The following is a 26468-nucleotide window of genomic DNA, read 5'->3' on the forward strand; positions in this document are numbered from 1 at the left end:
CCAGAATGTCTTAAGCGCTTCAGAACGTCCAGTGGTTAATATTCGCCCCATGTCAGCGGGCCGGAGACCGGGGCGAGGGCGTCCGACACTGGACGACGTCGCCGAGGCCGTCGGCGTGTCGAGGGCGACGGTGTCCAACGCCTACAACCGGCCCGACCAGCTGTCGTCCGCGCTGCGTGACGAGGTGCTGCGGGCCGCGCGGCGCCTGGGTTACCCCGGCCCGAACCCGACGGCGCGCAGCCTGGCCACCAGCCGTTCCGGTGCCATCGCGTTCATGGTCGACACCGGGCTGTCGGCGGCGTTCTCGGATCCCGCGCTGTCGATCACCCTGGACGCGCTGGCGTCGGCGGTCGATCCGGAGGGGCACGCCCTGCTGTTGCTGCCCGGCGGCGACGACGGCGGTCCGCGGGCCGACCGGGTCCTGGCCGCGCAGGCCGATCTCGCCGTCGCCTACTCCCTCGCCGACGGCGCGCCCGCGCTGCGGGCCGTGCGGGACCGGTCGCTGCCGCTCGTGGTGATCGACCAGCCGGTGGTGACGGGGGCGGCGATCGTCAGTACCGACGACCGCGGTGGCGGGCTGGCGGCCGCGCGGCACCTCACCGCGCTCGGCCACCGCCGGGTGGGCGTGCTGTCCGCCCAGTGCCTGTCCACGCCGCGAGGCGGTCCGTTGCCGCTGGCCGTGGCGCGGGAGTCACGGTTCCGGGACAACCGGGAGCGGCTGGAGGGGTACCTGACGGCGCTGGCCGAGGCCGGCGTGGCGCCGGAGAGCGTGCCGATCTGGGAGACCTCGGGCATGGACAAGGACACCGCCATCGAGGCCGCGCTCGAACTGCTGAGCACGCACCCGCGCCCGACGGCCCTGCTGTGCATGTCGGACGAGCTGGCGATGGCCGCGCTGGCCGCGGCACGGCAGCTCGGGATCGCGGTCCCCGGCCAGCTGTCGCTGGTGGGTTTCGACGACACCCCGCCCGCCCGGTGGACCGATCCTCCGTTGACGACGGTCCGCCAGGACCTGGTGGGCAAGGGACGGCGCGCGGGCGAGCTGGCTCTGCACCTGCTGGCAGGCAACCGGCCACCTGCGGAGACGGTGCTGGACGTCGAACTGGTGGTCCGCGAGTCGACGGCGCGAGTACCAGCCTGACCGCCTTACCGCAACCGGCTTCTGCATTCTGTGGACAACTTCCACTCCCCCGAGTGAAGAGCTTCTACTTATCCACAGACGTAAAATTGCGGGCTGACAAACCGTTTCCCCATCCGGCATCGTGGAACACATCGAACCCACCGACACCGGGTCCGCGACAAAGGGGGAACACCGCAATGATCCGTTATCTTTCTCTGCGCAAGAACCTGCCGAGAATTCTGGTGCTGAGCGCGCTCGGGCTGCTGACCGCCGCGGGGGTGGCGCACGCGTCGTCCAGTGGTTCCGCCGTCTGCGACCGTGGCCAGTTCTGCGTATGGAGCGGGGAGTTCTACGTCGACCAGGCACATCGGCTCGACCTGCGCACCGCCAACCCGGAGGAGTGCCTGCCGCTGCCGGAGGGATTCGACGGCCATTCCTTCGTCAACAGAATGGACCGCCACGTAACCGTGTACGAGGACAGGGAATGCGCGACCGAGGGGGATTTCACGACCTATCCCGGAGGCGGCACATACGTACCACAGGCGCCCTTTGTCGTACGGGCGATCCAGATCTGGAACTGACTCCGGCCTAGAGCAGGCCGAGCAGCCGTCGTATCCCGCGGCTCTACCAGACGGCGGCTGTGTACGGCCGTCCGCGGTCACGCGTAACCCCGACTGCGCGTGACCGCGGGCCCGGCCCGGCGGCAGGGGGTGTGACCGTGCCCAGGTGCGGTCACCGCCGGGCAGGCGCCCCGGACGGGTGGATGTGGCGCGATACCCGGTTTCCCTGGCTCAGCACGACGACCAGCGGAAACGCCGCGTCCGGCCCGTCCGGGGTCGCCCCGGTGGGTGTTTAACGACCCAACCGAAACACGAGGGTGAAACGATCCGGCCGCTTCGGGCGATCGAGTGATTGACGGTGACTAAGCTGCGGGGCGTGACCACGCCCCGCGGTGGCGTCGGCGTAGGCCCTCGTAGCTCAGCTGGATAGAGCAAGAGCCTTCTAATCTCTAGGTCGCAGGTTCAAGTCCTGCCGGGGGCACGTCGCAGCAGGTCGGAGCCGGTTCGTCCGGCTCCGGCTCTGACCTGCCCCACGCTTAACCCCCACTTTCGGCTCCGGGATCACCGAACGCTAGGACGATAAATGGAGACCCCCGTCCGTTTGGCATAGAGTGAGACGAATGAGCGCCGAGGTATCCCACCCACCGGCCAGCTCCGGCGTCCGCACCGCAGAGACGGCGGGCCTACGGGCCGACGCGCAGCAGAACCGCGACCGCATCGTCGAGGTCGCCCGCACCCTGTTCGCCGAACGGGGGCTCGACGTGCCGATGGCCGCGATCGCCCGGCACGCCGGGGTCGGTGTCGCCACGCTCTACCGTCGTTTCCCCACAAAGGACTCACTGGTCACCGAGGTGTTCGCCGACCAGTTCGCGGCCTGCGTGTCGGTCGTGGACGAGGCGCTGGCCGATCCGGACCCGTGGCGGGGATTTCGCACTTTCCTCGAAACGGTGTGCGCCATGCAGGCCGCGGACCGGGGTTTCAGCGCCGCGGTCTGCGCCGCGCTGCCCGATCTGGTCAACGTCGAACACGAACGCGACCGAGCCCTGCGTGGTTTCACCGAACTGACCAAGCGTGCCAAGGAAAGCGGACGGCTGCGCGCCGACTTCGTGCCGGAGGACCTGACCCTGCTGCTCATGGCCAACGGCGGCATCATCGCCGCCACCGCCGAACAGGCCTCGGCCGCGTCCCGGCGGCTCGTCGCCTACCTGCTGGACGCGTTGCGCACCGACCAGGCCCCTCCTGGCAGGGCCTTGCCGCCACCCGTCCCGCTCAGCCTGCGGGACGTCCTGTCGCCGAATCCCGGCACTCGCTGACCGGAGGGCACATCAGGTCACATCGACCCAGCAGCTCCTGAATCTGGGACGGAACATCCCATTCAGCCACCCCGTGCGCCGGTTCTACGGTTTCCGGAACCAGGCGACGGCGGAGGTGCGCGAGTGGACAGGGTGACCGAGGTCGAGCAGCACGGGATCAACCCGATTCCGCCGGCCGAGCAGACCTCGCGCCCGCGCGACCTGTTCCGGCTGTGCTTCGGCGGGGCCAACACCTTCTCCACGATCATCCTCGGCACGCTGCCGATCGCCTACGGGCTCAGTTTCTGGCAGGCCGCGTCCGCGACCGCGGCAGGCGTGCTCATCGGCGCCCTCGTGCTGGCGCCGATGGCGCTGTTCGGCCCGGTGACCCGCACCAACAACGCGGTGTCGTCCGGAGCCCACTTCGGCGTCGTGGGCCGTTGCGTCGGCTCGTTCCTGTCGCTGCTGACGGCCATCGCCTTCTTCGCCATCTCCGTGTGGGTCAGCGGCGACGCCGTGACCGGCATGGCCAGGCGGCTGTTCGGCATCGACGGCGGCCAGATCCTGCGCGCGGTGTCCTACGCCGTCATCGCGGTCGCGGTGCTCGTCGTCTGCATCTACGGCTACCGGTTCATGCTCGCGGTCAACCGGATCGCGGTCGTGCTCGGCACCACCATCATGCTGCTCGGGATCATCGCCTACGCCGGGCGGTTCGACCCCGGCTTCGCGGGCACCGGCGTGTACGCGCTCGGCGAACTCTGGCCGACCTGGATCCTGGCCCTGCTCACCACGATGGCCAACCCGATCTCGTTCGGCGCCTTCCTCGGCGACTGGTCCCGCTACATCCCGGCGACCCACAGCAGACGGTCGCTGCTCGCCGCGCCCCTGCTGGCGCAGCTGGCGACGCTGCTGCCGTTCGGGTTCGGCATGGCCACCGCAACACTCGTCGCCGACCCCGGTGACTACATCACCGGCCTGACCGAGATCTCCCCGCTCTGGTACGCACTGCCGCTCATCGTGGTCGCGCTCATCGGCGGGCTGTCCACCGGAACGACGGCGCTGTACGGAACCGGCCTGGACTTCAGCTCGATCTTCACCCGGCTCAGCCGGGTGCAGGCCACGGTCCTCGTCGGCTCGCTCGCGGTGGTGTTCATCTTCGCCGGCAGCTTCGCGCTCGACATGGTCACCAGCATCAACGCGTTCGCCACGCTGATCGTGCTGTGCACCTCGCCGTGGATGGTGATCATGATGATCGGCTACTGGACCCGGCGGGGCTTCTACGACGTCGACGACCTGCAGGTGTTCAACGAAGGACGGCGCGGCGGCCGGTACTGGTTCAGCCGCGGCGTGAACTGGCGCGCGATGGGCGCCTGGCTGCCGGCGACCGCGCTCGGCCTGCTGACGGCGAACACACCGATGATCGCCGGGCCGCTGCGCGACATCGCCGGCGGCGTGGACGTCAGCATGGTGGTGACCCTCGCCACCGCCGCACTTCTCTATCCCGTGCTGCTCACGCTGTTTCCCGAACCCGGCGCCGTTTTCGGCCCGGCCGGGCCGCGCGCCGTCCGCTCCTCCGGCGCCGGACTCAGTGCGCGCCGACGGCCACCGGCCGGCGGGCCCGCGGCCCGTCCAGCAGACCACGGCGAGCGAGTTCGGGACGCACACCTTCGGCGAACCAGTACGCCTCCTCCAGATGCGGGTAGCCGGAGAGGATGAACTCGTCGATCCCGAGCGAGTGGTACTCCTCGATCAGGTCGGCCACCTCGCCGTGACTGCCGACCAGCGCGGTGCCCGCGCCGCCGCGGACGAGCCCGACGCCCGCCCACAGGCTGGGGTAGATCTCCAGGCCACGCACGCCGCGGTCGAGCCCGCCCTGGTGCAGGGCGACCATGCGGCGCTGGCCGACGGACTCGCTGGCGGCCAGCTGCCGTTGCGCGGACCGGACCTGCTCGGGCTCGAGCGCGTCGAGCAGCCGCTGCGCCTCGGCCCATGCCTGGTCGGCGGTGTCCCGGCTGATGGTGTGCAGCCGGACACCGAACCGCACCTGACGCCCGGCGGCCTCGGCCCTGGCCGCGACCCTGCCGATCTTCTCCGCCACCTGCGCGGGCGGCTCGCCCCAGGTGAGGTAGACGTCGGCATGCCTGGCCGCCACCGGCAGCGCCGCGTCCGAGGACCCGCCGAAGTAGATTCCCGGCAGCGGGTCGGGCGGCGCGAGCACCGTGGCGCCGGAGACCCGCAGATGGTCGCCGTCGAAGTCGAACGGCTGCCCGCTCCACACACCGCGGACGATGGTGAGGAACTCGTCGGTCCTGGCGTAGCGGGCGTCGTGGTCGTGCCAGTCGCCGAACCGGCGCTGCTCGACGGCGTCGCCACCGGTCACGACGTTGAGCAGCAGACGGCCACCGGACAGCCGCTGGTAGGTCGCGGCCATCTGCGCCGCCAGTGTCGGCGAGACGACCCCGGGCCGGAACGCGACGAGGAACTTCAGCGTCGAGGTTTCCCGGATCAGGGCCGCGGTGGTCAGCCAGGCGTCCTCACACCAGGTGCCGGTGGGGGTCAGCACACCTTCGAACCCCAGCTGCTCCGCGGCGCGGGCGATCTGCGCGAGGTAGCCGATGTCCGGCTGCCGTGCGGCTGCCGGGCCGAGGGACCGGTTGGCGTGGAAGCGTTCCACGATCGTCCGGCTGTCGCCGGACGTGGGCAGGAACCAGTGCAGGCGCAATGCCATGGGATCATCCCCTGATCTTGTCGAGGTCCTGGGCGTACCGGCGGTCCACCAGCGCGGCGAAGTCCACTCTGGACGGAAGCACACCGTCCGCGTGGAAGGTGTCGGCCAGCTCCTGCTCGGAGGCGACCACCGCGTCGTCGAGCGGCACCGGCAGGTCCGGGCCCCTGGCGACGGCGGCGCGGGCGACGCCGATATCGAGTCCGGTCTCCTTCGCCCAGGTCGCCGCCCATTCGTCGCGGTGACCGTCGGCCCACCTCTCCGCCCTGGCGTGCCGGGTGACGAAGTCGCGGATCGCGGTGTTGCGCCCGGCGTCGGACAGCGCGGACGTTCCCGCCGCCAGGAACGACAGGCCGTTGGCCGTGCCGTTGCCGTCGGCCAGCACGCGTGCACCCGCCTCCAGCAGTGCCTGGCTCGTGTACGGGTCCCAGGCGGCCCACGCGTCGATCTGCTTCTGCCGGAACGCGCCGTAGGCGTCGGCCGGCTGCAGGAAGGACAGCTTGACGTCCTGTTTGGACAGACCCGCCTTACGCAGGTTCAGCAGCACCTGACCGTGCGCCGAACTCCCCTTCGCCACCCCGATCGTCCTGCCCCGGAGGTCGGCCACGGTGCGCAGCGGCGAGTCCTTCGGTACGAGAATCGCGTCGCTCTCGGCGTTGCCGCGCGAGGTGGCGACGACCGAGATCTTCGCGCCGGCCGCCGCGGCGAAGATCGGCGGGGTGTTGCCGACCCTGCCGACGTCGGCACCGCCCGCCGAGACGGCCTCGAGCAGCGGCGGGCCGGAGGTGAACGTCGACCACTCGATCCGGTACGGCACGTCGGCGAGCAGCCCGGCCGCGGTGAGCAGCGCCTTGGAACCGCCCTTCTGGTCGGCGACCCGCAGCGTGACCCCTGCCAGCTCGGCGGCACCGACCGGGGCGGGCACCCCGGTCGTCGCCGGCCCGGCCTGGCCCCCGCAGGCCACCAGCACCGCGGCGGTCAGCAGCCCTGCCGCCGCCCTGATCGTCCTAAGCGGTCGCACGTTCGGTCACTCCCAATCCGTTCAGCACCCGGGTTCGCACCTCGGCGTGGTCGGCGGCCCGGCGGGGCCGGGGCCGCGTCAGGACGTGTTCGGCCGCGATCGCGCCCCGGTCGAGGATCAACACCCGGTCGGCCAGCAGCAACGCCTCGTCGACGTCATGCGTGACCAGCAGGACGCTGGGCCGGTGCCGCTGCCACAGGTCGACCACCAGTTCGTGCATGGCGATCCGGGTGAGCGCGTCCAGCGCGCCGAACGGCTCGTCGAGAAGGAGCAGTTCCGGTTCCCTGACCAGCGCCCTGGCCAGCGAGAGCCGCTGCGCCTCGCCGCCGGAGAGGGTGCGTGGCCAGGCGTCACCGAGTTCTTCCAGACGGACCTCGGCGAGCGCCCGGTCGGCCAGTGCCCGGTCGTTGCCGCGGTGCCGCCCGCCGGTGTGCAGGCCCAGCACGACGTTGCGCCACACCCGCCGCCACGGCAGCAGCCTGGGTTGCTGGAACGCCACCGACACGGTGCCGCGCACGGTGACCTCGCCCTCGACGGCGGCGTCCAGTCCGGCCAGCACGCGCAGCAGCGTCGACTTGCCCGACCCACTGCGTCCCAGCAGCGCGACGAACTCCCCTGCCGCGATGTCGACGTCCAGTCCGGAAAGGACGGTCCGATCACCGAAGCGTTTCCGGAGACCCCGGACTTCGACGGTGCCGCCCGTCACGCCGTGCGCCATCGCAGCACCCTTCGTTCCAGCAGGCGGACCAGTGCGTCGGTGACCAGGCCGAGCGTCGCGTACACGATGAGACCGACCACGATCACGTCGGTGCGCAGGAACTCCCTGGCATTGTTGATCAGGTACCCGAGCCCGGCGTCGGCGTTGACGGTCTCCCCCACGATCAGCGCGAGCCAGGCGATCCCCAGCGACTGCCGCAGCCCGACCAGTGCCTGCGGCACCGCGGACGGCAGGATGACGTGCCGGAGCCGTTCCAGCCGGGTGTAACCGAGGGCGGTGGTCGCCTCGACCAGCTGGCTTTCGGTGTTGCGAATGCCGGCGTGCACGTTGAGGTAGAGCGGGAACGCCACGCCGAGCGCCACCAGGATGATCTTGGGCTGCTCGCCGATGCCGAACCACAGGATCAGCAGCGGGATCAACCCGAGAAACGGCAGGGTACGCAGCATCTGGACCGGCGGGTCGATCAGCACGTCGGCCCACCTGGACAGCCCCGCGACGATGCCCAGCAGCACTGCGATTCCGGCGCCCAGCAGGAAACCCAGCCCCACCCTGCCGATCGACACGGCGAACGCCTGACCCAGTTCACCGGAGCGCGCCGTCTCCACGCCCGCCTGGAGCACGGTCCACGGCGAACTCAGCTTGTCCGGCGACAGCAAGCCGGTCGAGCTGGCCACCTGCCACAGCACGAGCAGGGCGACGGGACTGATCCACCTGCGCAGATCCGGCAGCCGGATCCGGCTACGCTCCGGCGTTCCCGGCTCGGTGACGGGGTCCTGCGACCGCACTGGGGGGTCCTGGACGGAAACGGACACGAGCCTCTCCGTTCGAATCGGTCTCGGTTCGGCCCGAAGCTACAAGCGCCCGCCCCGCTCGGGAACGCCGTCCCACATCCTGACGCCGGCACCACGATGTGGGCGGTGTTGACACAGCCCGGCCGGACGCCCCACTGTCCACACAGGACGCGCGTCGGGTCAGACGCCGAAACGCGTCAGCAGGGCGCGGACGGCGGCCGGGTCCTCGACATGGGCGTTGTGCCCGAGACCGGCGAGGCTGACCGCGTCCGGGTCGAGTTCACGCAGCTGCCCGGGACGGCTCATCGGGTCGGTCTCGCCTGCCGCCAGCACGACCGGGCACCGCGCGGTGGCGAGCAGCGCGGGCATGTCCGGCGCGCCGACGCCGAACACGGGCGGGTCCAGCGCGAGGCGCCAGCCGTCCTCGGTCCGGCGAAGCCCGGCGGGGTCGGCCGGCGCGATGCCGAGCAGGCCGGAGACCTTGAGGTAGGCCTGTACGGCCTGCTCCCTGGTCTCGAAAACACGCACCGGACGGGCCGCGAACGCCGCCGCGCGGGCCAGGTCGTCCTGGCTCCACTCCACCTTCACGCCGAGGGCCAGTACGCCTGCGACGTCGACGTCGTACCTGCCGGACGCGAGTTCGAGCGCGAGCACGCCGCCCAGCGAATGCCCGGCGACGACCAGCGGGCCGGTGCCCGGCAGCGCCCGCGCCAGCGCCGCCGCGACGGTCTGGAAGCTGTACCGCGGCAGGGGCGAGGACGTGCCGTGGCCGGGCAGGTCGGGCACCAGGACACGCCGGCCGAGCAGGCCGGACAACGGCTCCCACACGGCGCCGGTCGCGCCCAGCCCGTGCAGGAGGAGAACGGCCGGCTCACCCTCGCCTGCGGTGCGCATGTTCAGCGTGTCCATCCGGGCAGCCTGCCCGAGACCGCCCCGCGCGGCTAGGGTCGGTTCGTGGGAATCACCGATCCGGACACCTACCTGCGGGGTGTCCCCTACGACGAGCTGGCGCGGCTGCGGCACGCATCGCCGGTGGTCCGCGTCGACGACTTCTGGGCCGTGCTGCGGCACGCCGACGTACGGCGGGTGCTGCGTGATCCGCGCGTGTTCTCCTCGCAGCTCGGCGGGACGCAGATCCGCGACCCGGCCACCGACGGCGACCTGGCCTACGTCCGCCGGATGATGCTCAACATGGACCCGCCCGAGCACGGCAGGCTACGCGGGCTGCTCACCAAGGCGTTCACGCCGCGCGCCGTCGCGAAGCTGACCGAGCAGATCGACTCGCAGGCACGGATGCTCGTCGCCGCCGTCGCCGGCCGGGGCGAGTGCGACTTCGCGAAGGTCGCCGCCGACCTGCCGCTGCTCACCCTCGCCGCGGTGTTCGGGGTGCCGGAACAGGACCGGCGGCTGATGTACGACTGGAGCAACCGCGTGATCGGCTACCAGGACGCCGAGTACGCGGTCAGCGCGACCGTGGACGCTTCCTCGGTGACCGGCCTCGCGCGGGCGGCGCTCGCCCTGCGCCCGTCTCCCGGCCCGGACGGCTCGATGCCGGATCCGCGCACCCGCGCCGGGATGCCGGACCTCTACGCGTACGCGAACGCCCTCGGCGACTACAAGCGCTCGCACCCGGGCGACGACGTGATGAGCAACCTGATGCGGCACGTCGGCGACGACGGCGGCCGCGTCTCGCTCGCCGAGTTCGAGAATCTCTTCTGGCTGTTCTCCGTGGCGGGTAACGAAACCCTGCGCAACGGCCTGCCCGGCGGGATGCTGGCGCTGCTGACCCATCCCGGGCAGTACCGGCGGCTGCTGGCCGACCGGTCGCTGCTGCCGTCTGCGGTCGAGGAGATGCTGCGCTGGTGGACGCCGGTGATGCACTTCCGCCGAACGGCCACCACCGACGTCCGGCTGTCCGGTGTGGACATCCGGGCCGGTGACAAGGTCGTGGTCTGGTTCTCCTCGGCCAACCGCGACCCCGCGGTGTTCGCCGATCCGGACGCCTTCGACGTGGCCCGGTCCCCGAACGACCACCTGACCTTCGGTCACGGCCCGCACTTCTGCCTCGGCGCGCACCTGGCCCGGGTCCAGCTGCGGGCGATGTTCGGCGCGGTGCTCGACCTGCTCGGCGAGGTGTCGCTCGCCGGCGAGCCGGTACGGCTGCGGTCGAACTTCCAGAACGGCCTCAAGTCCCTGCCCATCCGGTGGTCCCGCTGACGATGCGGTCGACCGGGGACCGAGCCCAGCGCATGCGGGACCAGGGCAGCGCCAGATCGTCCAGTGTGGACACCTGCCGGGGGCTGAGGCTGTCGGCGGGCGGGGCGTCCCGGTGGCGGGCGAAGACGGAGTCGACGTAGCGGTGACCGGTGTCGGCGGCGATGAACAGCACCGTGCGGGCATCGTCGTGGCGGCGTTCCCAGCGTGCGGCGAGGTAGGCCGCGCCGGTCGACAGGCCCGCGAAGACCGCGTGCCTGCGCAGCAGGTCCACGCTGCCGGCCAGGGCGGCGGTGAAGCCGACCCAGTGGATGGTGTCGTACAGGGTGTGGTCGACGTTGCCGAACGGGATGGAGCTGCCGATCCCGGCGATGATGATGTCCGGGTCGGACACGGCCTCACTGCGGAAGGTGACGCTGCCGAACGGCTGCACTCCCGCGAGGGCGACGTCGGGTGAGCGCTCGCGCAGGTAGGTGGCCAGCGCTCCGGTGGAGGCCCCCGAGCCGACCCCGCCGACGACGGTGAGCGGACCGTCCACCTCACCGGCGACCCGCTCGGCGATCGCGCGGTAGCCGAGGTAGTGGATGTCGTCGTGGTACTGGCGCATCCAGTGGTAGCCGGGGTTGTCCCGCAGGATTTCCCGCACCCTCGCCACCCGGCGGCTCTGGTCGAGCTTGAGGCTGGCCGAGGGCTCCATCTGTTCGAGGTGGGCGCCGAGGACGGCCAGCTGGGTGCGCAGCGTGTGGTCGACGGTGGTGGACCCGACGATGTGGCAGCGCATGCCGTAGCGGTGGCAGGCCAGCGCGAGCGCGTAGGCGTAGATGCCGCTGGAGGAGTCCAGCAGCGTGTCGCCGGGCCGCACCCTGCCGGTGCCGAGCAGATGCTCGACCGCGGCCAGCGCGGAGACGACCTTCATCGTCTCAAACCGCAGGCAGACGAGTCCGTCGTCCAGGCGCACCAGGTCCGGCCGGCCGATCGCCTCGGCGATGTGGTCGTCCACGTTTGTCGTCCCTTCTGGTGCTGAACAGCCGGGTGACCGGGATGTCGTGCCTGCGCAGCGCGCGCACGCACCGCCGCAGCCTGCCGTCGAGACCGGCCGCGTCCGGGTCGAAGAGCACGCCCGCGACGTTGCCGCTGTGCGCCACCTGGACACCGGCGGCGCCGCTGCGCCCCGCGATGGCGACCAGATCGGTGAACTCCGCCTTGGGCAGGACGCGCTGGTTGTAGCGGGCACTGTCGGTGCTGACCCTGCCGAGCAGGACGACGTCGGAGTCGGCGATTGCCCGGCGCAGCCGCGCCCGCAGCCGCTCGAAGTCACGCACGTCGTCCTCGCGGAAGACGTGTGGCGCGATGCCCAGCGTGTCCACCGGGCGCCCGCCGCCGGTCAGGCAGCTGACCACGACGGCGGACGGCAGGGCGTGCCCGAGGTCCTCCAGCACGCGGCCTTCCCGCTGGGCGAACAGCCTCGGCCGGTCGTCGAGCATGAGCGGGTCGCAGGCGGTCTCGGCCCGCACCGTCAGCCGGGCCACCGTCGCCGGCGGCAGCGTGACGGCGTAACTCGCCGCCACGGCGCGGATCGTGGCGATGATGTCGCTTGTGGACGATCCCATGCCCAGGCCGAGCGGGATGTCGCTGTGCAGCCGCAGCAGCCCGCCGCACTCGCGCCGGCCGGTCAGCCGTGCGCACTCGGCGACCGCCAGCACGGCCGCGCCGGCCGCCTTGGTCCGGCCGGCGGGGCTGACGGTGACCCGCCGTCCCGGCAGCGGGGTGAACTCGGCCCGGGTGCCGGGGCCGGCCATCGGCAGGGTGACCAGCCCGCGGCACGGCCGTCCGTCGGCGTCGAGGAAGACGCCCTGCAGAATCTCGCCGTGGTGACAGCAGGCATGTCCGATGCCAACGCTCATGCGCCGGTCTCCGCGCGGTAGCGGTAGAGCGTGGTGGGCTCGGCGCTGAACTGCGAGAACGGGAACGGCTCGGCGGAAAGGGCGCTCACCCCGGCGCCGAGAAAGGCGCGGGCGACGGCGCTGCCGGACTGCGCGTAGACGATCAGCGGAACCGCCCGCTTCACGCACCGCCGCAGGATCTCGTCGAAGCTGCCGTTGCTCAGCGTCATCCCGGTGGCGACGACCACGTCGGCGACGTCGAGCACCTCGGCCATCGAGTCGGTGACCGGGTCGCCCCACTGGGTGGTGCGGAGGTTGAGGTCGCACGGCAGGCAGTCGCCGCCACGTTCCCGGATGGCCGCCACCAGCGGGTTGACCACGCCGATCAGCCCGACCTTGGCGCCGGGTTCGATGCCGAGCAGTCCCGCGACAGCCGCGTCCCGCGCCACCGCCCGGGTTTCCGGCGTTCCGGCGGGCAGTTCCACCCGCTCCGCGCGCGGGTCGTCCCGGTGCGGCAGCGCCTGGCCGAGGTAGGCGTCCAGCGCGGCGATGCGCAGCGGCAGCGGGCCTTCGCGCAGCAGCGTGTCGAGCGTGCTGCCGGAGGCGCCGGAACAGATCGCCGGGTCGACCTCCCCGGCCTCGAACGCGCAGCCGCCGAACGCCTGTCCACATCGGACAAGCAGGTACTGGTTGCGGTAGGTGACGCCGCCACCGGCCAGCCGGGTCCCGTGGTGCAGCCAGAACACGCTGGTGGCCACCAGGTCGGCGGCCGGGGTGCCGTGCCTGCCGTCGAGGACGTCGGCGACGAGCTGGTCGACGCTCACGCGGCGGCTCCCCGGTGAAAGCGGAACAGGTAGGTCAGCACCCCGTCGTGCCAGTCGTGCCGCAACCGCACCTCGGGGGTGAACCCGTGATCCACGGCGTGGCCGACGATCGCGCGCAGGTCCGCGGTGTTGGAGGCGATGACGAACACCTCACCGCCCGGGGCGAGCAGGTCACGCCCGGCGAGCTGGGCGAAGAACCGCTCCAGCAGCGGCGCGCCGAGGCACACGTTGCGCACGACGTCGGCGTCCTCGCTGACGACCTGGCTGACCGCGGGCGGGTTGAAGGTCACCACGTCGAGCGGGCGGCCGTCGGGGAAGCCGTCGAAGACGTCGGCGACCAGCGGGACGAACTCGGTGCCCTCGGCCGGCCCGACCAGCCGGTCGTAGTGCCGCGTGGTGGCGGCGACGCTGTCCGGGTGGACGTCGAGGGCGTACACCTCGCGGGCGCCACGCAGTCCGGCGACGACCGCCTCGACGCCGAGCCCGGCGCCCATCGCGGCGTAGCGGCGGCCCCGGACGTCGATCTCGCCGTCGAGCAGCCGCTGGTGGATCATCCGGCTGGTCTCGCCGGGCAGGAACACCCCGGGCGGGACGTCGAACACCCACCCGTTCCACTCGTAGCGGCGAACGCTGTGCAGATCGGCCTTCGGCTGGTTGAGCGCGATGATCTGCTCGGGGGGCAACGGTGGTGGCAGCTCGTCGAGCAACACCTTGTCCACAAAGGGTCCCTTCCGTGGTGGCAATCGACCGGGATACTACAAACGATAATCATTATCGTCTAGGTAGACCCCGAGAAGTAACGACAACGGTTTTCATTTAAGGTGTGCGCATGCTGCGTGACTTCGCCTTCCTGCGCCTGTGGGCGGGCACCACCGCGTCCGGACTGGCGACCTGGGCGTTGCCCTTCGTGCTCGGTCTCGCCGTGCTGGACCGCACGTTGAGCGCCGGCGGCCTCGGGCTGGTCCTGGCCACGAGGACGGTCGGCTTCCTGGCGGCGGTGCCGGTCAGCGGGGTTCTGGCCGACCGGTACTCCCGGCGCGCGGTGGTGTTCTGGTCGAGCGCCGCCGCCGCGGTCGCCGCACCGGTGATCGCGGCCGGGCTGGGCTGGTCGGTGCCGCTGATGGCCGTCGCGGCCGCGGTGGCCGGGGCAGGCCAGGGCGCGTGCCGTCCCGCGTTCCAGGCGCTGACCGCCGAGGTCGTCGAGGAGTCGCGCAGGCAACGGGCCAACGCCGCGATCACCCTGGCCGTGCGGGTCACCACGCTGGTCGCGCCCGCCACGGCCGCCCTGCTGGCCACCGTCCTCGACACGCGGGCACTGCTGATCGGCATCGGCCTGCTCTGGCTGGCCGCCGCGCTGCTGCCGCCGGCGGGAACGGCCACGCCACCGGTCGGCGAGCGCACCCGGGTCGCGTTCGTCGCCGAGTTCGCCGACGGTGTCCGCGAGGCCCGCAGGCACCCGTGGTTCCTCGCCGGGCTGGGCGCGCTGACCGCCGTGATCGCCACCGGCTACTCGGCGACCGGGGTCGTGCTGCCGCTGGTCAGCCGGGACACCTACGGCAGCGAGGCCGTCCTGGCCGGCGCGACCACGGCCTACATCGTCGGCGCGCTCGCCGGGGCGCTGGTCGTCGCGCGGTGGCGTCCCCGCGCACAGGGCTGGGCTGCCCTGTCCGGCCTGGCACTGTACGGATTCGCCCCACTCAGCCTCCTGCTCCCAGTGCACCCTGCGGTGGTGATCGCCGCCTACGTGCTGGCCGGGATCGGGATCGAACTGTTCAACGTCCCGTGGTTCACCGCGATCCAGCGCGAGGTCGACCCCGGCAAGCTCGCCCGGGTGTCCTCATTGGACTTCCTGCTGTCCTACGGCCTCGCTCCCCTCGGCCTCGCGCTCATCGCTCCCGCCGTCGACGCCTTCGGCGCCCCGGCCGTCCTCGGTGCCTGCGCGCTCGTCTGCTTCGCCGCGCCGGCCGCCGCCGCGCTCGTCCCCAGCGCCCGCGGGTTCTCCCGCCCCGCCGAAGCGTGCCGGTCTACCGTGCAGCAATGAGACCGGAGCCCGGGCAGGGTGCTGCGGAATCGCTGAGGACCGGTGTCGAATCCGGGACGGGCCGTTCGTGGAGGGGGTGAGCGGTCGCCACGGGGCGCCGCCAGGACCACGCGGAGTTGAGATGTCGCACCCGGAACCCGTAGCCCGCCGCATGTACGACCTGATCGAGCCCATCGGCCTGGTGCCCTACTTCGCCGACGAGTCGGACGAGGCCCTGATCGCGCTGGGCCTGCGTAACCAGTGGGACGCCTACTTCGCCGGCCGGGCCGCGCCGTTCGGCCGGGCGATGCCGGCCGAGGCGGTGCACGCGATCTTCTACAACTTCGCCCCCGGCGAGGTGGCACGCCACATCCCGCGGATCTGGGACCTGACCACGCCCGAAGCCGCGCTGGCCGCGCGCGAACGGGGCTGTGTGGCGGGGCTGCGGCGGATCCTCGGGGACCTCGCCGACGCCCCGGGCGTCGCGCGCGCCGGGGACCTCCTGCTCAGGGCGGCGACCAGCGCACCCGTGGAGGGCCGCGCCCTCTTCGCCGCCCTGCGCACGATCCCGGTGCCGCGCGAGCCCGTGGCCCGGCTGTGGCACGCGGCCACGCTGCTGCGCGAGCACCGCGGCGACGGCCATGTCGTGGCGCTGGTGGCCGAGGGCGTCGGCGGGACGGAGGCCCATGTGCTCCACGCCCTGTCCGTCGATCTGCCCGCGAAGGAGTTCGGCCGGGTACACCACCTTCCCGCCGCGCAGCTGGACGCGGTCATCGACGGCATGCGCGCCCGCGGCCTCATCGGGGCCGACGGCTGGCTCACCGACGCGGGCCGGGCCACCAAGCAGCGGGTCGAGGCGCTGACCGACCGGCTCGCGGAGGTGCCCTACAACGCCCTGAGCCCCGGCGAGCTCGACGGTCTGGCCACCGACCTCGAACCGCTCTCGGCTGCCATCCGGAGGGTCATTCCCTGGTAGCTCAGGGCGTGAAGAAGCCGGCGAGCAGGCCGCCCAGGATCTTCGGATCGGCGATGTGAGTCTGGCCTTCGACGATCCGGCGTTCCGCCTTCGGGACCGCCGCGGCGATCGCGTCGGCGGCGTTGTCGAAGAAGCCCGGCTGAAGGCCGCCCATGTGCGGATCGGCGACTCCACCGGTCGCCACCAGCACCGGCTGCGTGATGGTCGCCAGCCGGGCGACCGGTGGACGCCCGTCGCCCAGGCAGGCCGCGTCGTAGGCGAGCGTGTGCGCGAGCCCTTCCAGTCCGGGCCAGAACGACGACGCGCGTGCTCCCGCGATGTCGTCGTCGGAGGAGCCGGCCAGCCGCATGAACAGTTCGACCGCCTCGCCGCGCCTGCCCTCGGCGAGCACCGCGGTCAGCCGGTCGACGTAGGCCGACCAGTGCGGCGCCATGGCGTCGTCCAGGTACGGAACCTCGTAGACCGCGATCCTGTCCACGGCGAGCCCGGCGGCGGCCGCCTCGAGTGCCAGCGCGCCGCCGGACGACGCCCCGAACAGGTGCGCCGATCCGCCCGCCTCGCCGATCAGCGCGGCGATGTCGTCGATCTCGCGTTCCACCGCGTACGGGGCGGTGTCGCCACTGTCGCCCCGGCCGCGGCGCGCGTAGTTGTAGACGGTGAACCGCCCCGCCAGCTCGGGCACGAGCGCGGCGTTCTCCGAGCCGTCGTCGAGCCCGCCGCCCACCAGGATGACCGCCGGACCGGTCCCGCTGCGCCGGTACGCGATCGACGTTCCGTCCTTCGACGTCACAGAAGTCATACCCAACCCCTCTCAAGTGCTCCTACCTTAGGGGAGGCCGGCTCCCGGCCGACGACTCCGTGAACCAGGAAGTCGGCGTGCGGGCCGGAATCCGGCGGCCGCGACGATCGCCCCGAGCGCGGCGAGAACGCCGATGGCGCCGAGTGCCGCGTGGAAACCGCCGAGCCCGCTGCCCGCGACGAGCACCGCCGACACCGCGGCGACGCCCGCCGCACCACCGATCTCCCGCATCGTCTCGATCAGTCCCGACGCGAGTCCCGATTCCGCTTCGGTGACGCCGGACAGCGCGCCGATCTGCACCGAGGGCCCGCAGAGCCCGAAGCCGAGTCCGGCGAGCAGGAAGGCGGGAAGCAGATCGGTGAGGTAGTCGGCGCCTGCCGGAACCCGGGTCAGCCACACCATCGCGGCGGTCAGCAGGGACAGGCCCACGACCAGCAGGCAGCGGACACTCACCGCCGCCGTGAGGCGGCCGACCGCCGACGCCGTCGCGAACTCCGTCATCGTCGTGGCCAGCCAGGCCAGGCCCGTCTCGGTCGCCGAGTAGCCGAGTTCCTGCTGCATGAGCAGCGAGCCGAGGAAGATGAAGGAGAAGAACGCACCGAACGCCAGAAACGCGGTGACGTTCGCGACGACGAGCGGGCGGTTGCGCAGCACGCGGCCCGGCACGAGCGGCGCCGGGGCGCGTTTCTCGATCCACCCGAACGCCGCCAGCAGCACTCCGGCCGCGACGAACCACGCCAGCGTCGAGCCCGTGGTCCAGCCATGGGTGGACGCGTGGTGCAGTGCGTAGACGAAGGCCAGCAGCCCGGCGGTCGCCGCGCCCGCCCCCGCGAGGTCGAGCCGCCCCGAACGCCTCGCGGCCCGGTCGGCCGCGAGACCGGTCGCGGCGAGCACGATGAGCACGATGCCCGCGGGCACGTTGATGAAGAACGCCCATCGCCAGCCCGGGCCGGCGGCGATGAGACCGCTGGCGACGACGCCCACCGTCCCGGCCAGACCGCCGACGGCGCCGAAGATCCCGAGGGCCCGGTTGCGTTCCCGGCCTTCCCGGAACGTGACGGCCACCAGCGACAACGCTGCCGGTGCGATGAGCGCACCGCCCAGTCCCTGCAGGCCGCGGGCGGTGATCAGCACGCCGCCGTGGTGCGCCACGCCTGCCAGCAACGACGCCGCGGTGAACAGGCCGAGACCGGCCAGCAGGACGCGGCGGCGCCCCAGCAGATCGGTGACCCGGCCACCGGCGAGGAGGAATCCGCCGAGCAGCAGGCCGTAGGCGACGACGACCCACTGCACACTGCTCTGGCTGACCCGGAGGTCACGCTGGATCGACGGCAGGGCCACGTTCACGATGGCGATGTCGAGGCCCACCATCGCCTGGGCAGCGCATGCCAGCACCAGCACGAGCGTCGGGTGCGACGGCGCCTGCGTCCGGCGCGATGCGGTCATGGACATGGTCGGTTCCTTTCGGCTCGCGGCGGATCAGCGGCGGTAGCCGGGAATCGGCTGGCCGGTGCCGGTGGTGATCAGCTGCGGCAGGCTCTTGGTGATGTAGAAGGTCCAGCCGCGTGAGCACGCTTCGAAGCACGCGGATCCGGCCGCGGTGAGCCCTTCGTGGACGAACCGCAGCGTGGTGCCGTCCGCACCCGTGGTGATGTCGAAGACGGCGTCGGTGCCGGTCCACTCGCCGTGGTCGTCGATGAAGCTGAGGTAGGAGTCCACGCAGTGCCAGACCACCCGCCTGCCGGGCACGACCTCGGTGAGCTGGAAGCGGGCGAACCGGATGCCGCCGCTGCCCTGGGCGGCCTCGCCGGGGTGGGCGCTGTCGTCGGTGAAGACGAACTCGTCGTACAGGGCGGCCGAGTCGCCGATGAGGTTCTCGGTCCACCAGCCCCGCACGTTGGTGATGGCCTGGAAGACCTCCTCCGGCGTCCGGTCGACGGTCATGGTGGCGGTCAGGTACTCGGTGTTCGACATCGTCGCTGCCTCTCTCGGTCTGGGTGGTTTTCGCCCCACCGACGGAGGAGGCCGCGCGGAATCGACATCGATCTCGAAAAATTTCGAAAACTTCGGCGGCGACCGACTTTTCGCTGGTCAGAGCGCGGAAAGCCGGCCCTTCAGGTAGCGGCGCTCGGCGTCGGTCGGCGCCAGTTCCAACGCCTCCTCGTAGGCCGTGGCGGCCTCGGCGAGGCGACCGTCCCGGCGGAGCAGGTCGGCGCGGGTCGCGGGCAGCAGGTAGTAGCCGTCGAGCCTGCCTGACCCGGCGAGTTCGTCGACGAGCGCGAGTCCGGCGGCGACACCGTCGGCCATCGCGATCGCCACGGCCCGGTTGAGATCCACCACGGGTGACGGTGCCAGCCGTGCGAGTTCGGCGTAGAGGGCGGCGATCTGCGGCCAGTCTGTCGTTTCCGCGTCCGGCGCGGTGGCGTGGCAGGCGGCGATCGCGGCCTGCACCTGATACGGCCCGGTGCGCCGCATGGCCAGTGCCTCGTCCAGCAGCGCCTCACCTTCGGCGATCAGCGCGCGATCCCAGCGGGACCGGTCCTGGTTCTCCAGCGTGACCAGCACGCCACCGTCCGTGCGGCTCGCCCGGCGGGCCTCCAGCAGCAGCATCAACGCCAGCAGGCCGCGTGCCTCGGGTTCGGCTGGCATCAGCCGGACCAGCGTGCGGGCGAGGTGGATTCCCTCGGCGGCCAGCGCCCTGCGTTCGTCCTGTTCGTCGTAGCCCTCGTTGAAGATCAGGTACAGCACCGCGAGGACGCCGGTCAGCCGCTCCGGGAGGAGTTCCGCCGGCGGGACCCGGTACGGGATGCCGGCCTCGACGATCTTGCGCTTGGCACGCACCAGGCGTTGCGCCATCGTCGGCTCGGCGGTCAGGAAGGCCCTGGCGATCTCCCCCGTGGTCAGCCCCGCCAGCGTGCGCAGGGTGAGTGCGACGCGGGCGGGAAAGGGCAGCGCCGGGTGGCAGCAGGTGAAGATCAGCCGCAGCCGCTCGTCCGGGATCTCCTGCGCCACCGGCTCGACCGGAGCCCGCTCCAGCACGGCGAGCTGGCGCAGCTTCGCCGCGCCGGTGGTGTCCCGGCGAAGCCGGTCGGTCGCCCGGTGCCGGGCAGCCGTGGTCAGCCACGCACCCGGGCGATCCGGGACGCCGTCGCGCCCCCACGTCGTCAGCGCGGCGGCGAACGCGTCCTGCGCGCAGTCCTCGGCCAGGTCCCAGTTCCCGGTCAGGCCGATCAGTGTGGCGACCACCTGGCCCCACTCTTCCCGGTACGCCGCGTCGACCGCGGCACGAACCACGTCCGGCGCGGTCATTCCCACACGGGCCGGACCTCGATGCAGCCCCAGCTCGCGTAGGGATGCCGCGCCGCCAGCGCGATCGCCTCGTCCAGGTTGGCACAGTCGACGATGTCGATCCCGCCGATGAAGTCCTTCGTCTCGGCGAACGGGCCGTCCGACACCAGGGTCTCGCCCTCCCGGACACGCACGGTCGTCGCGGTCGCCACCGGGCGCAGCCGCGCGCCGCCGAGGCTGCCACCCAGGCGTTCCACCTCCGCTCCGTACGCCTGATGTGCCGGGTCCGCCGCGATCTCCTCCATGGACGGCGACACCTTCTCGTCGTCACAGATCAGCAACACGTATTTCACGACAACACTATGCACCCGGTCGCTGGACCTTGGCCGCCCGAAGGTCGCCGACGACCTCGTTGACCATCCGGATGGAGGCCGCATCCAGCACGTTGCCGAACTCGATGACCCTCACCCGCCCGTCGAGCCGGGACTTCAGCTCCGGCACCTCACTGGGGATGACGACGAGGTCCAGGCCGTCGATGTCCTCCTCCCCGGTGCCCTGGAGCACCCTGACGTTGTCCAGCCCCGACTGGGTCAGCGAATCCCTGATGCTGACCGCCTGGTCCTCGGTGGAGTACCAGATACCGACCGCTCGTCCCGCCGGGACGGACGCGATCTCCACCAGCGTCCGCACATGTGGCGCGACGACGATGCCGACCACGTCGGTGCCCTGCCCCCGCCACAGGCCGCGAACCTCGGCGAGGTGGAAGAACGTGGTCAGCACGAGGTCGGCCTCCTCCTCGGCCGGCTCGAACTCGCCCAGCACCAGCGGCTTCACCGCCAGGCCGATGTGCCCGGCCAGCTCGTCGGCGAAGTACTTGGCCCGGTCGGCGTTGCACTCGACGAACGAGATCGTGAGCAGATCCCGCTCCGCGCGCATGGCCAGGGCGGTCATCAGCGACTGGACCTCGGAGGCGGACAGGCCGAGGGCGACACAGGCCCTGGCCGCCTCGTCCAGGATCGCCTGCGCCCGGTCGTGCGCCGGCGAGCCCGCCCGCGCTCCCCGCGGTCCCACGACGACGGTGCCACCCCGCCCCCGGCTCTCCACCAGGCCCAGTTCGCCGAGTTCCGAATAGGCGCGGGCGACGGTGTTGCGGTTGAGATTGAGGTTGTCGGCCAGCAACCGCGCGCTGGGGAGTACGTGACCACCACGCAGGTCGCCGCTTTCGATCAGAAAGGACAACTGGGTGACGATCTGCCGGAAGATCGGCACATCGGAATCACGGCTCACCTGAATGTGGTTGTCCACCAACGCTCGTACGCTCCTCGACCTGAATTTCGCGCCCACTCATCGTAGTCGCGGCGGCCGACGGATTCGCGGAATCAGCTTTCTCCAACCATTCTCACTTCTTTGCCACGCTTTCGGAACCGAATCAAATCAAACGAATGCGCTCCCGGTGAGCAGATGATCACCAGCCCGGCCGGACGTCCGTAGGATGCGTTCCATGCTGCGACTCGGGTATCCGGTGATCGGCGTGACCGACCTACAGCGCGCCACGACCTTCTGGACCTCCGCCCTGAACCTCGTCGCGACCGAGGAGTGGGCAGGCGACCACTGGCGCACACTCGAGCACGCCGACGGCTCGGGCCGGGCCCTGTGCCTGATGTACAGCGAGTCGCCGCCGGAACCACGCCCGCGCATCCATCTCGACCTGCTCGTCGACACCGCCGCCGAGCAGGAACAGGAAGTCGCCAGGCTGGTCACACTGGGCGCGACCAGGGTGGACTGGGACTCCTACCCGCCTGCGCCGGACTTCGTCGTCTTGGCCGATCCCGACGGCAACCTGTTCTGCGTCATCGACCTCAGCCACGCGCCGTCCGGCTGACACCGCCGGTCGTCCCCACCCGCTCCCACCGGACGTAGGCTGCACGTGATCATCCGGGCAGCGAGGAGGACGGCGCGTGGAGCAGCGGTCGTTCGACACACCGGCGGGAACCGTCATCGGGCGGGTCGATGCCGACGTGGTGCGGGTGCTCGGCATTCCCTACGCGAGCGCGGACCGGTTCGGCGTACCGCGTCCGGTGGAGCCGTTCACCGAACCGTTCACTGCGTTCGACCGCGCCCCGGCCGCGCCCCAGCGCCCGTCGGAGCTGCTGACCCAGCTCATCGGTGACGACGAGCTCGCTGTGGACGAGCACTGCCAGCGGCTGTCGGTCACCCTGCCCGCCGACCTCGCGGAGGGCGAACGCCTCCCGGTGATGGTGTGGATCCACGGCGGCTCCTACGTCACCGGTGCCGGCGACCTCGGCGTCTACGACCCCCGTTCGCTGGTCGTGGAGCAGCGCGTGGTGGTCGTGACGGTCACCTACCGGCTCGGGGTACTCGGCTTCCTCGGTGACGGCACCGACGTGCCGGCCAACCTCGGCCTGCTCGACCAGCTCGCCGCGTTGCGGTGGGTGCGGGCCAACATCCCGGCGTTCGGGGGCGACCCCGAGTCGGTGACGCTGTTCGGCCAGTCGGCCGGCGGCGACGCGATCGCGCATCTGATGATCAGCGAGGGCGCCGACGGCTTGTTCCAGCGGGTGATCATCCAGAGCGCGCCGCTGGGCATCACCTCCGGGCGGTCGGCCATGACCGCGGCGATGCTCGCGGCGGTGGGCACGCCGCGGCGCGTCGCCCCGGTCGACGAGGTCGTCGCCCTGCAGGCCGTGGCGGAGAAGTCGGCACGCGGCTTCGGGCTGCCGGGTGGCATGCCGTTCGGCATCCAGTACGGTCTGGCGCCCGTACCCGACGAGACCGCGCGCGTCGCGGCCTGGCGCGGTGCGGCACGCCGGGTCGACGTGCTCATCGGTCACACCGCGGAAGAGGCCGCCTTGTTCGCCGCCGCCGTCCCCGTCCTTCCCCGTCTCTTCCAGATCCCGCTGCTCGGCCCGCTGGTGCGCCGACTGGTCACCGCGCCGTTCACGCGGAAGATCTACGGCGGGCCCGCGAAGGAGTTCGCCCGCAGGCACCGCGAGGCGGGCGGCCGGGCGGTGCGGTACCGGATGACCTGGCGCCCGCGGGGAAGCGCGCTCGGAGCCGCCCACATCACCGACATCCCGCTGGTGTTCGGGTCGCGGCAGGCGTGGGACGGCGTCCGGCTGCTCGGGTCGGCCACGTGGGCGGAGGTCGACCGGCGAGGCAGGCTGATCCGCGAGATCTGGGCCGGTTTCGCCCGCACCGGCAAGGTTCCGGCGGAATCCGCCGACCTGGCCGGAACGATCACCTTTCCCGCGGACGGCAGGTAACCGGATCGCGGGCGGGCCTGATGTGTCCACTGTGGCCGGCATTCTCGTCCCCTCCTCGTTCGGCCGCACACCGGGAGTGGCGCGGCTGATCCAGTACAGCCCGCGCCCCAGCCGTCCGGCATCCGACTAACGGATCGGAATGGTGTCGCGAAAGGTGTAGAAATCCGCGGCCGGAAATCGACGAAATGTGGATGGCACACCCCCGGCGCATCCGTAGCGTCGTCAGTGTTCGCAGCGGACGCCCTCCGTTGATTGACAACTAAACAGTGTGACCGGCCTCGTACGGACGTTCGAGCACGGCGGCGGATACCCGCCAGCCGCGGGCGCGCGTCACGGGCACGCTTGTCCCATGTCGCGCCCCGACACCGCCGTGAAGCTGTTCCACACGGCCAGTTCCGGCTTCGAGTCGAGACTGCGCCGGATCCGGCCATCGCAGTGGAGTGCGGCGACACCGTGCGCCGCATGGGATGTCCGGCAACTGGTCAACCATGTGACGCGGGGCAACCTCAACTACGTCGGCCTGCTCGACGGTGCCACGAGCGCGGATTTCCTGCGGCTGCGCGACGCCGACGCGCTCGGTGCCGACCCCGTCGGCGCCTACCGCCGGTCGGTCCGGATGTGCGCCGAGGCGTTCGGCCGGCCGGGCGCCCTGGAACAGGTCCTCGACTACCCACTGGGACGCCTGCCGGGCAGGCAGGCCATCGCCGTCCGCACCACCGACACGGTCGTCCACACGTGGGATCTCGCCCGGGCGCTGGGTGTCGACGACCGGCTCGACCCCGGACTGGTGGCCTGGATCGGCGAGCACCTCGACGAGATCTACGCCGGCCTCCCGGAAACACCGGTGTCGCCGGACACGACCCATCGGTTCTTCGCCGCGCCCTCCGGCGGGTCCGCGGGCACGCCTCAGGACGAGCTGCTGCGGTTGATGGGCAGAAACACTGGACGACCTAATTAGCTTAGCCTAAGCTAATTCCACATGGCAGACATCAACGATCGCGCTCACCTCATGCGGCTCGTCATGGGCAACATGGCCAGCCAGACCGTCCGTGCGGCGGTGGAGCTGACGGTGTTCGACGCTTTGGGCGAGCACACCAGATCCGCCGCCGAGGTGGCCGCCGAGCTCGACCTCGCCGAACAGCCGGCCACCCGGCTGCTGCGGGCACTGGCCGGGCTCGGACTGTGCACCGAGCCGGAAGCCGGTACGTTCCGAGCCACACCGGCAGGCGAGCTGCTACGCACCGGCCACGAGCACTCGGTGCACGCGTTCGCCTCGATGTTCACCGACCCGGTGATGACCGCCGCATGGGCCGAGCTGCCGTTCTCCGTCCGAACCGGACAGACGGCGTTCGACGAGGTGTTCGGCAAGCCGTTCTTCGCGCAGCTGCGGGAGGAACCGGAGAAGTCCGCGTTGTTCAACGCCTCCATGCATGACGGCACGGTGGCGGTGGCCGAGACCCTCGCGAGCCATTACGACTTCAGCGGCTTCGGCACCGCACTGGACATCGGCGGCGGTGACGGCACGCTGCTCGCCCCGGTCCTGCGCGAGCACCCGAACCTGCACGGCGTCGTGTTCGACTCCGCCGAAGGCGGCGCACAGGCGCCCGAGCGGCTTGCCGCCGCCGGTGTGGGCGACCGGGCGTCGGTGACGGCAGGAGACTTCTTCAGCGCGGTGCCCGGCGGCGCCGACGTCTACCTGATCAAGAGCATCCTGCACGACTGGGACGACGACCGCTGCGTCACCATCCTGCGGCACTGCCGCACGGTCATCCCCGACGACGGCGTACTGCTGATCATCGAGCCGGTGCTGCCGGAACTGGCCGATCCCGCCTTGGCCGGGCTGTACCTGTCCGACCTGAACATGCTCGTCAACGTCGGTGGCCGCGAGCGGACCCGCGCCGAGTTCGTTCAGCTGTGCGAGCGCGCCGGTTTCGGCCTGTCCACCGCCGGACCGATCCCGGGCACCGCCTTCTGGCTACTGGAGGCTCAGCCGGCGCGGTAGGCGCTCGGGCTCACGCCGCGGACACGTTTGAAGGCCGAGCTGAAGGCGAAGCCGTCCGCATAGCCGACCTGAGCGGCGACCGACGCCACCGATGTTCCCTGCCGGCGCAGCAGGTCCGCCGCCAGCGTCATCCGCCAGCCGGTCAGGTAGGCCAGCGGCGGCTCGCCCACCAGTGCGGTGAACCGGCGGGCGAACGCCGCCCTGGACACGCCGGCGACCCTGGCCAGAGAGACCACCGTCCACGGACGGCCGGGGTCGGCGTGCATCGCGCGCAGGACAGGCCCGATCATCGGGTCGCCGAGCGCGGAGTACCACGCCGGGGGCTCGGTGTCCTCGTGCGCGAACCAGGCGCGCAGCGTGCAGACCAGCAGCAGGTCCAGCAGCCGGTCCAGGACGACCTGCTGCCCCGGTTCGAGCGAGCACACCTCGGTGACGAACAGGTTCAGTTCCAGGCAGGGAACCGAGTCCCCGGACACCACCAGCGCCGGGGGAAGTGCGTCCAGCAGCCGCCTGCCGACGTCGCCGGGTGCCCGGTACGCGCCGACGACGAGGCTGGCCCCGCCGCCGGTGGACCGGGGGCCGGGATCGGCGCTGTCCACCAGGTACTCGCCGGAGGGGGTCGCGGTGCACAGCTGACCCCGGTGCACCGTCGCCCCGGGCGGGCGGCCCGGCTCGTCGGCGACGACGAACGGCTCCGGGCCGCGGACCACGGCCACGGCGCCGGGGTCGAGCCGCACCGGCTCGCCGTCGGCGGGCAGCACCCAGCCGGAGCCCTCCAGTGCCGTGCACAGGGTCAGCTCGGCCTCGTGCACGTAGCGCACCGACCAGGGTGGCGTCAGCACCGAGTGGCCCAGCAGCGCGCCGTCGGCCCGTACGCCGCGAACCAGGTCAGCGAAGGGGTCCATGACCGCATGGTAGACGAACGGACAGGCAATTGAGCTGATCGATAAT

General features: G+C 71.6%; 26 protein-coding genes, 1 tRNA gene and 1 pseudogene. 12 read left to right on the forward strand and 16 right to left on the reverse strand.

Annotated elements, in window-relative coordinates:
* Positions 1-49: 49 nt before the first annotated feature.
* From EWH70_RS32885 to EWH70_RS32905, 5 genes and pseudogenes are all read left to right on the forward strand, one after another.
* Positions 50-1141 carry a LacI family DNA-binding transcriptional regulator gene (locus EWH70_RS32885; RefSeq protein ID WP_130479486.1) on the forward strand — a complete coding sequence of 364 codons (1092 nt, stop codon included), beginning with the start codon at positions 50-52 and terminating at the stop codon, positions 1139-1141.
* 176 nt (positions 1142-1317) lie between these two features.
* On the forward strand, positions 1318-1701 hold the full coding sequence (locus EWH70_RS32890) for a peptidase inhibitor family I36 protein (protein WP_130479487.1): 384 nt from the start codon (positions 1318-1320) through the stop codon (positions 1699-1701).
* A 386-nt stretch (positions 1702-2087) separates the two neighbouring features.
* Positions 2088-2161, forward strand: a tRNA-Arg gene (locus EWH70_RS32895).
* A 139-nt stretch (positions 2162-2300) separates the two neighbouring features.
* Complete coding sequence (locus EWH70_RS32900; RefSeq protein WP_130479488.1) at positions 2301-2993, forward strand: TetR/AcrR family transcriptional regulator; 693 nt, start codon at positions 2301-2303, stop codon at positions 2991-2993.
* 123 nt (positions 2994-3116) lie between these two features.
* Positions 3117-4535: pseudogene (locus tag EWH70_RS32905) on the forward strand (purine-cytosine permease family protein); the annotation flags it as partial.
* A gap of 22 nt (positions 4536-4557) precedes the next feature.
* On the opposite strand, the gene EWH70_RS32910 reads toward EWH70_RS32905, so the two are convergent.
* The 5 genes from EWH70_RS32910 to EWH70_RS32930 form a co-directional block, all read right to left on the reverse strand.
* A complete protein-coding gene (locus EWH70_RS32910; RefSeq protein ID WP_130479489.1) occupies positions 4558-5700 on the reverse strand; it encodes an LLM class flavin-dependent oxidoreductase in 1143 nt (380 codons plus the stop codon).
* 4 nt (positions 5701-5704) lie between these two features.
* Positions 5705-6718, reverse strand: coding sequence for an ABC transporter substrate-binding protein (locus EWH70_RS32915; RefSeq protein WP_420809114.1), 1014 nt, complete (start codon positions 6716-6718; stop codon positions 5705-5707).
* Positions 6705-7436, reverse strand: coding sequence for an ABC transporter ATP-binding protein (locus EWH70_RS32920; protein ID WP_130479490.1), 732 nt, complete (start codon positions 7434-7436; stop codon positions 6705-6707). Before EWH70_RS32920 ends, EWH70_RS32915 begins: the two co-directional genes overlap by 14 nt.
* Complete coding sequence (locus EWH70_RS32925; RefSeq protein WP_130479491.1) at positions 7421-8221, reverse strand: ABC transporter permease; 801 nt, start codon at positions 8219-8221, stop codon at positions 7421-7423. Before EWH70_RS32925 ends, EWH70_RS32920 begins: the two co-directional genes overlap by 16 nt.
* 186 nt (positions 8222-8407) lie before the next feature.
* The gene (locus tag EWH70_RS32930; protein ID WP_130479492.1) at positions 8408-9136 is read right to left on the reverse strand and encodes an alpha/beta fold hydrolase; all 729 of its coding nucleotides are present in this window, start codon (positions 9134-9136) and stop codon (positions 8408-8410) included.
* A 45-nt stretch (positions 9137-9181) separates the two neighbouring features.
* On the opposite strand from EWH70_RS32930, the gene EWH70_RS32935 reads away from it, so the two are divergent.
* Positions 9182-10444, forward strand: a complete 1263-nt coding sequence (locus tag EWH70_RS32935; protein WP_130479493.1) for a cytochrome P450 — start codon at positions 9182-9184, stop codon at positions 10442-10444.
* On the opposite strand, the gene EWH70_RS32940 is transcribed toward EWH70_RS32935, so the two are convergent.
* The 4 genes from EWH70_RS32940 to EWH70_RS32955 are packed head-to-tail and all read right to left on the reverse strand — an operon-like array spanning position 10413 to position 13867.
* Positions 10413-11441, reverse strand: a complete 1029-nt coding sequence (locus EWH70_RS32940; protein WP_130479494.1) for a pyridoxal-phosphate dependent enzyme — start codon at positions 11439-11441, stop codon at positions 10413-10415. The two genes, EWH70_RS32935 and EWH70_RS32940, sit on opposite strands and share 32 nt — an antisense overlap.
* Positions 11362-12345, reverse strand: coding sequence for a GHMP family kinase ATP-binding protein (locus tag EWH70_RS32945; RefSeq protein WP_130479495.1), 984 nt, complete (start codon positions 12343-12345; stop codon positions 11362-11364). The genes EWH70_RS32940 and EWH70_RS32945 overlap by 80 nt, the downstream gene beginning before the upstream one ends.
* The gene (locus EWH70_RS32950) at positions 12342-13148 is read right to left on the reverse strand and encodes a Rossmann-like domain-containing protein (RefSeq protein WP_130479496.1); all 807 of its coding nucleotides are present in this window, start codon (positions 13146-13148) and stop codon (positions 12342-12344) included. The genes EWH70_RS32945 and EWH70_RS32950 overlap by 4 nt, the downstream gene beginning before the upstream one ends.
* Positions 13145-13867: a class I SAM-dependent methyltransferase gene (locus EWH70_RS32955; protein WP_130479497.1), complete on the reverse strand. Its 723-nt coding sequence runs from the start codon at positions 13865-13867 to the stop codon at positions 13145-13147. Before EWH70_RS32955 ends, EWH70_RS32950 begins: the two co-directional genes overlap by 4 nt.
* A gap of 110 nt (positions 13868-13977) precedes the next feature.
* On the opposite strand from EWH70_RS32955, the gene EWH70_RS32960 reads away from it, so the two are divergent.
* Both EWH70_RS32960 and EWH70_RS32965 read left to right on the forward strand, forming a co-directional pair.
* Positions 13978-15189 (forward strand): MFS transporter, encoded by a 1212-nt coding sequence (locus EWH70_RS32960; protein WP_130479498.1) that lies wholly within the window; start codon positions 13978-13980, stop codon positions 15187-15189.
* Positions 15190-15310: 121 nt separating this feature from the next.
* Complete coding sequence (locus EWH70_RS32965; RefSeq protein ID WP_130479499.1) at positions 15311-16144, forward strand: SCO6745 family protein; 834 nt, start codon at positions 15311-15313, stop codon at positions 16142-16144.
* Position 16145: 1 nt separating this feature from the next.
* On the opposite strand, the gene EWH70_RS32970 is transcribed toward EWH70_RS32965, so the two are convergent.
* From EWH70_RS32970 to EWH70_RS32995, 6 genes are all read right to left on the reverse strand, one after another.
* Entirely contained in the window at positions 16146-16943 is a 798-nt protein-coding gene (locus EWH70_RS32970; RefSeq protein WP_130479500.1) for an alpha/beta fold hydrolase, read from the reverse strand.
* 27 nt (positions 16944-16970) lie between these two features.
* Positions 16971-18395, reverse strand: a complete 1425-nt coding sequence (locus EWH70_RS32975) for an MFS transporter (RefSeq protein ID WP_240687357.1) — start codon at positions 18393-18395, stop codon at positions 16971-16973.
* A gap of 27 nt (positions 18396-18422) precedes the next feature.
* Positions 18423-18917, reverse strand: a complete 495-nt coding sequence (locus EWH70_RS32980; RefSeq protein WP_130479501.1) for an SRPBCC family protein — start codon at positions 18915-18917, stop codon at positions 18423-18425.
* Between the two features lie 117 nt (positions 18918-19034).
* Complete coding sequence (locus EWH70_RS32985) at positions 19035-20252, reverse strand: RNA polymerase sigma factor (protein WP_130479502.1); 1218 nt, start codon at positions 20250-20252, stop codon at positions 19035-19037.
* On the reverse strand, positions 20249-20584 hold the full coding sequence (locus EWH70_RS32990; protein WP_130479503.1) for a YciI family protein: 336 nt from the start codon (positions 20582-20584) through the stop codon (positions 20249-20251). The genes EWH70_RS32985 and EWH70_RS32990 overlap by 4 nt, the downstream gene beginning before the upstream one ends.
* Before the next feature lie 7 nt (positions 20585-20591).
* Complete coding sequence (locus EWH70_RS32995; RefSeq protein ID WP_205669354.1) at positions 20592-21518, reverse strand: GntR family transcriptional regulator; 927 nt, start codon at positions 21516-21518, stop codon at positions 20592-20594.
* A 214-nt stretch (positions 21519-21732) separates the two neighbouring features.
* On the opposite strand from EWH70_RS32995, the gene EWH70_RS33000 reads away from it, so the two are divergent.
* The 4 genes from EWH70_RS33000 to EWH70_RS33015 all read left to right on the forward strand — a co-directional run bounded on the left by EWH70_RS33000 (position 21733) and on the right by EWH70_RS33015 (position 25517).
* Positions 21733-22113: a VOC family protein gene (locus EWH70_RS33000; protein WP_130479505.1), complete on the forward strand. Its 381-nt coding sequence runs from the start codon at positions 21733-21735 to the stop codon at positions 22111-22113.
* A gap of 76 nt (positions 22114-22189) precedes the next feature.
* Positions 22190-23515 carry a carboxylesterase family protein gene (locus EWH70_RS33005; protein WP_130479506.1) on the forward strand — a complete coding sequence of 442 codons (1326 nt, stop codon included), beginning with the start codon at positions 22190-22192 and terminating at the stop codon, positions 23513-23515.
* A gap of 349 nt (positions 23516-23864) precedes the next feature.
* Positions 23865-24473 (forward strand): TIGR03086 family metal-binding protein, encoded by a 609-nt coding sequence (locus tag EWH70_RS33010; protein ID WP_130479507.1) that lies wholly within the window; start codon positions 23865-23867, stop codon positions 24471-24473.
* A gap of 21 nt (positions 24474-24494) precedes the next feature.
* The gene (locus EWH70_RS33015; protein WP_130479508.1) at positions 24495-25517 is read left to right on the forward strand and encodes a methyltransferase; all 1023 of its coding nucleotides are present in this window, start codon (positions 24495-24497) and stop codon (positions 25515-25517) included.
* On the opposite strand, the gene EWH70_RS33020 is transcribed toward EWH70_RS33015, so the two are convergent.
* Entirely contained in the window at positions 25502-26422 is a 921-nt protein-coding gene (locus EWH70_RS33020) for an AraC family transcriptional regulator (RefSeq protein ID WP_130479509.1), read from the reverse strand. The two genes, EWH70_RS33015 and EWH70_RS33020, sit on opposite strands and share 16 nt — an antisense overlap.
* Between the last annotated feature and the right edge of the window lie 46 nt (positions 26423-26468).

The organism is Amycolatopsis suaedae (assembly GCF_004214935.1).
In the GTDB taxonomy this organism is placed as follows: domain Bacteria; phylum Actinomycetota; class Actinomycetes; order Mycobacteriales; family Pseudonocardiaceae; genus Amycolatopsis; species Amycolatopsis suaedae.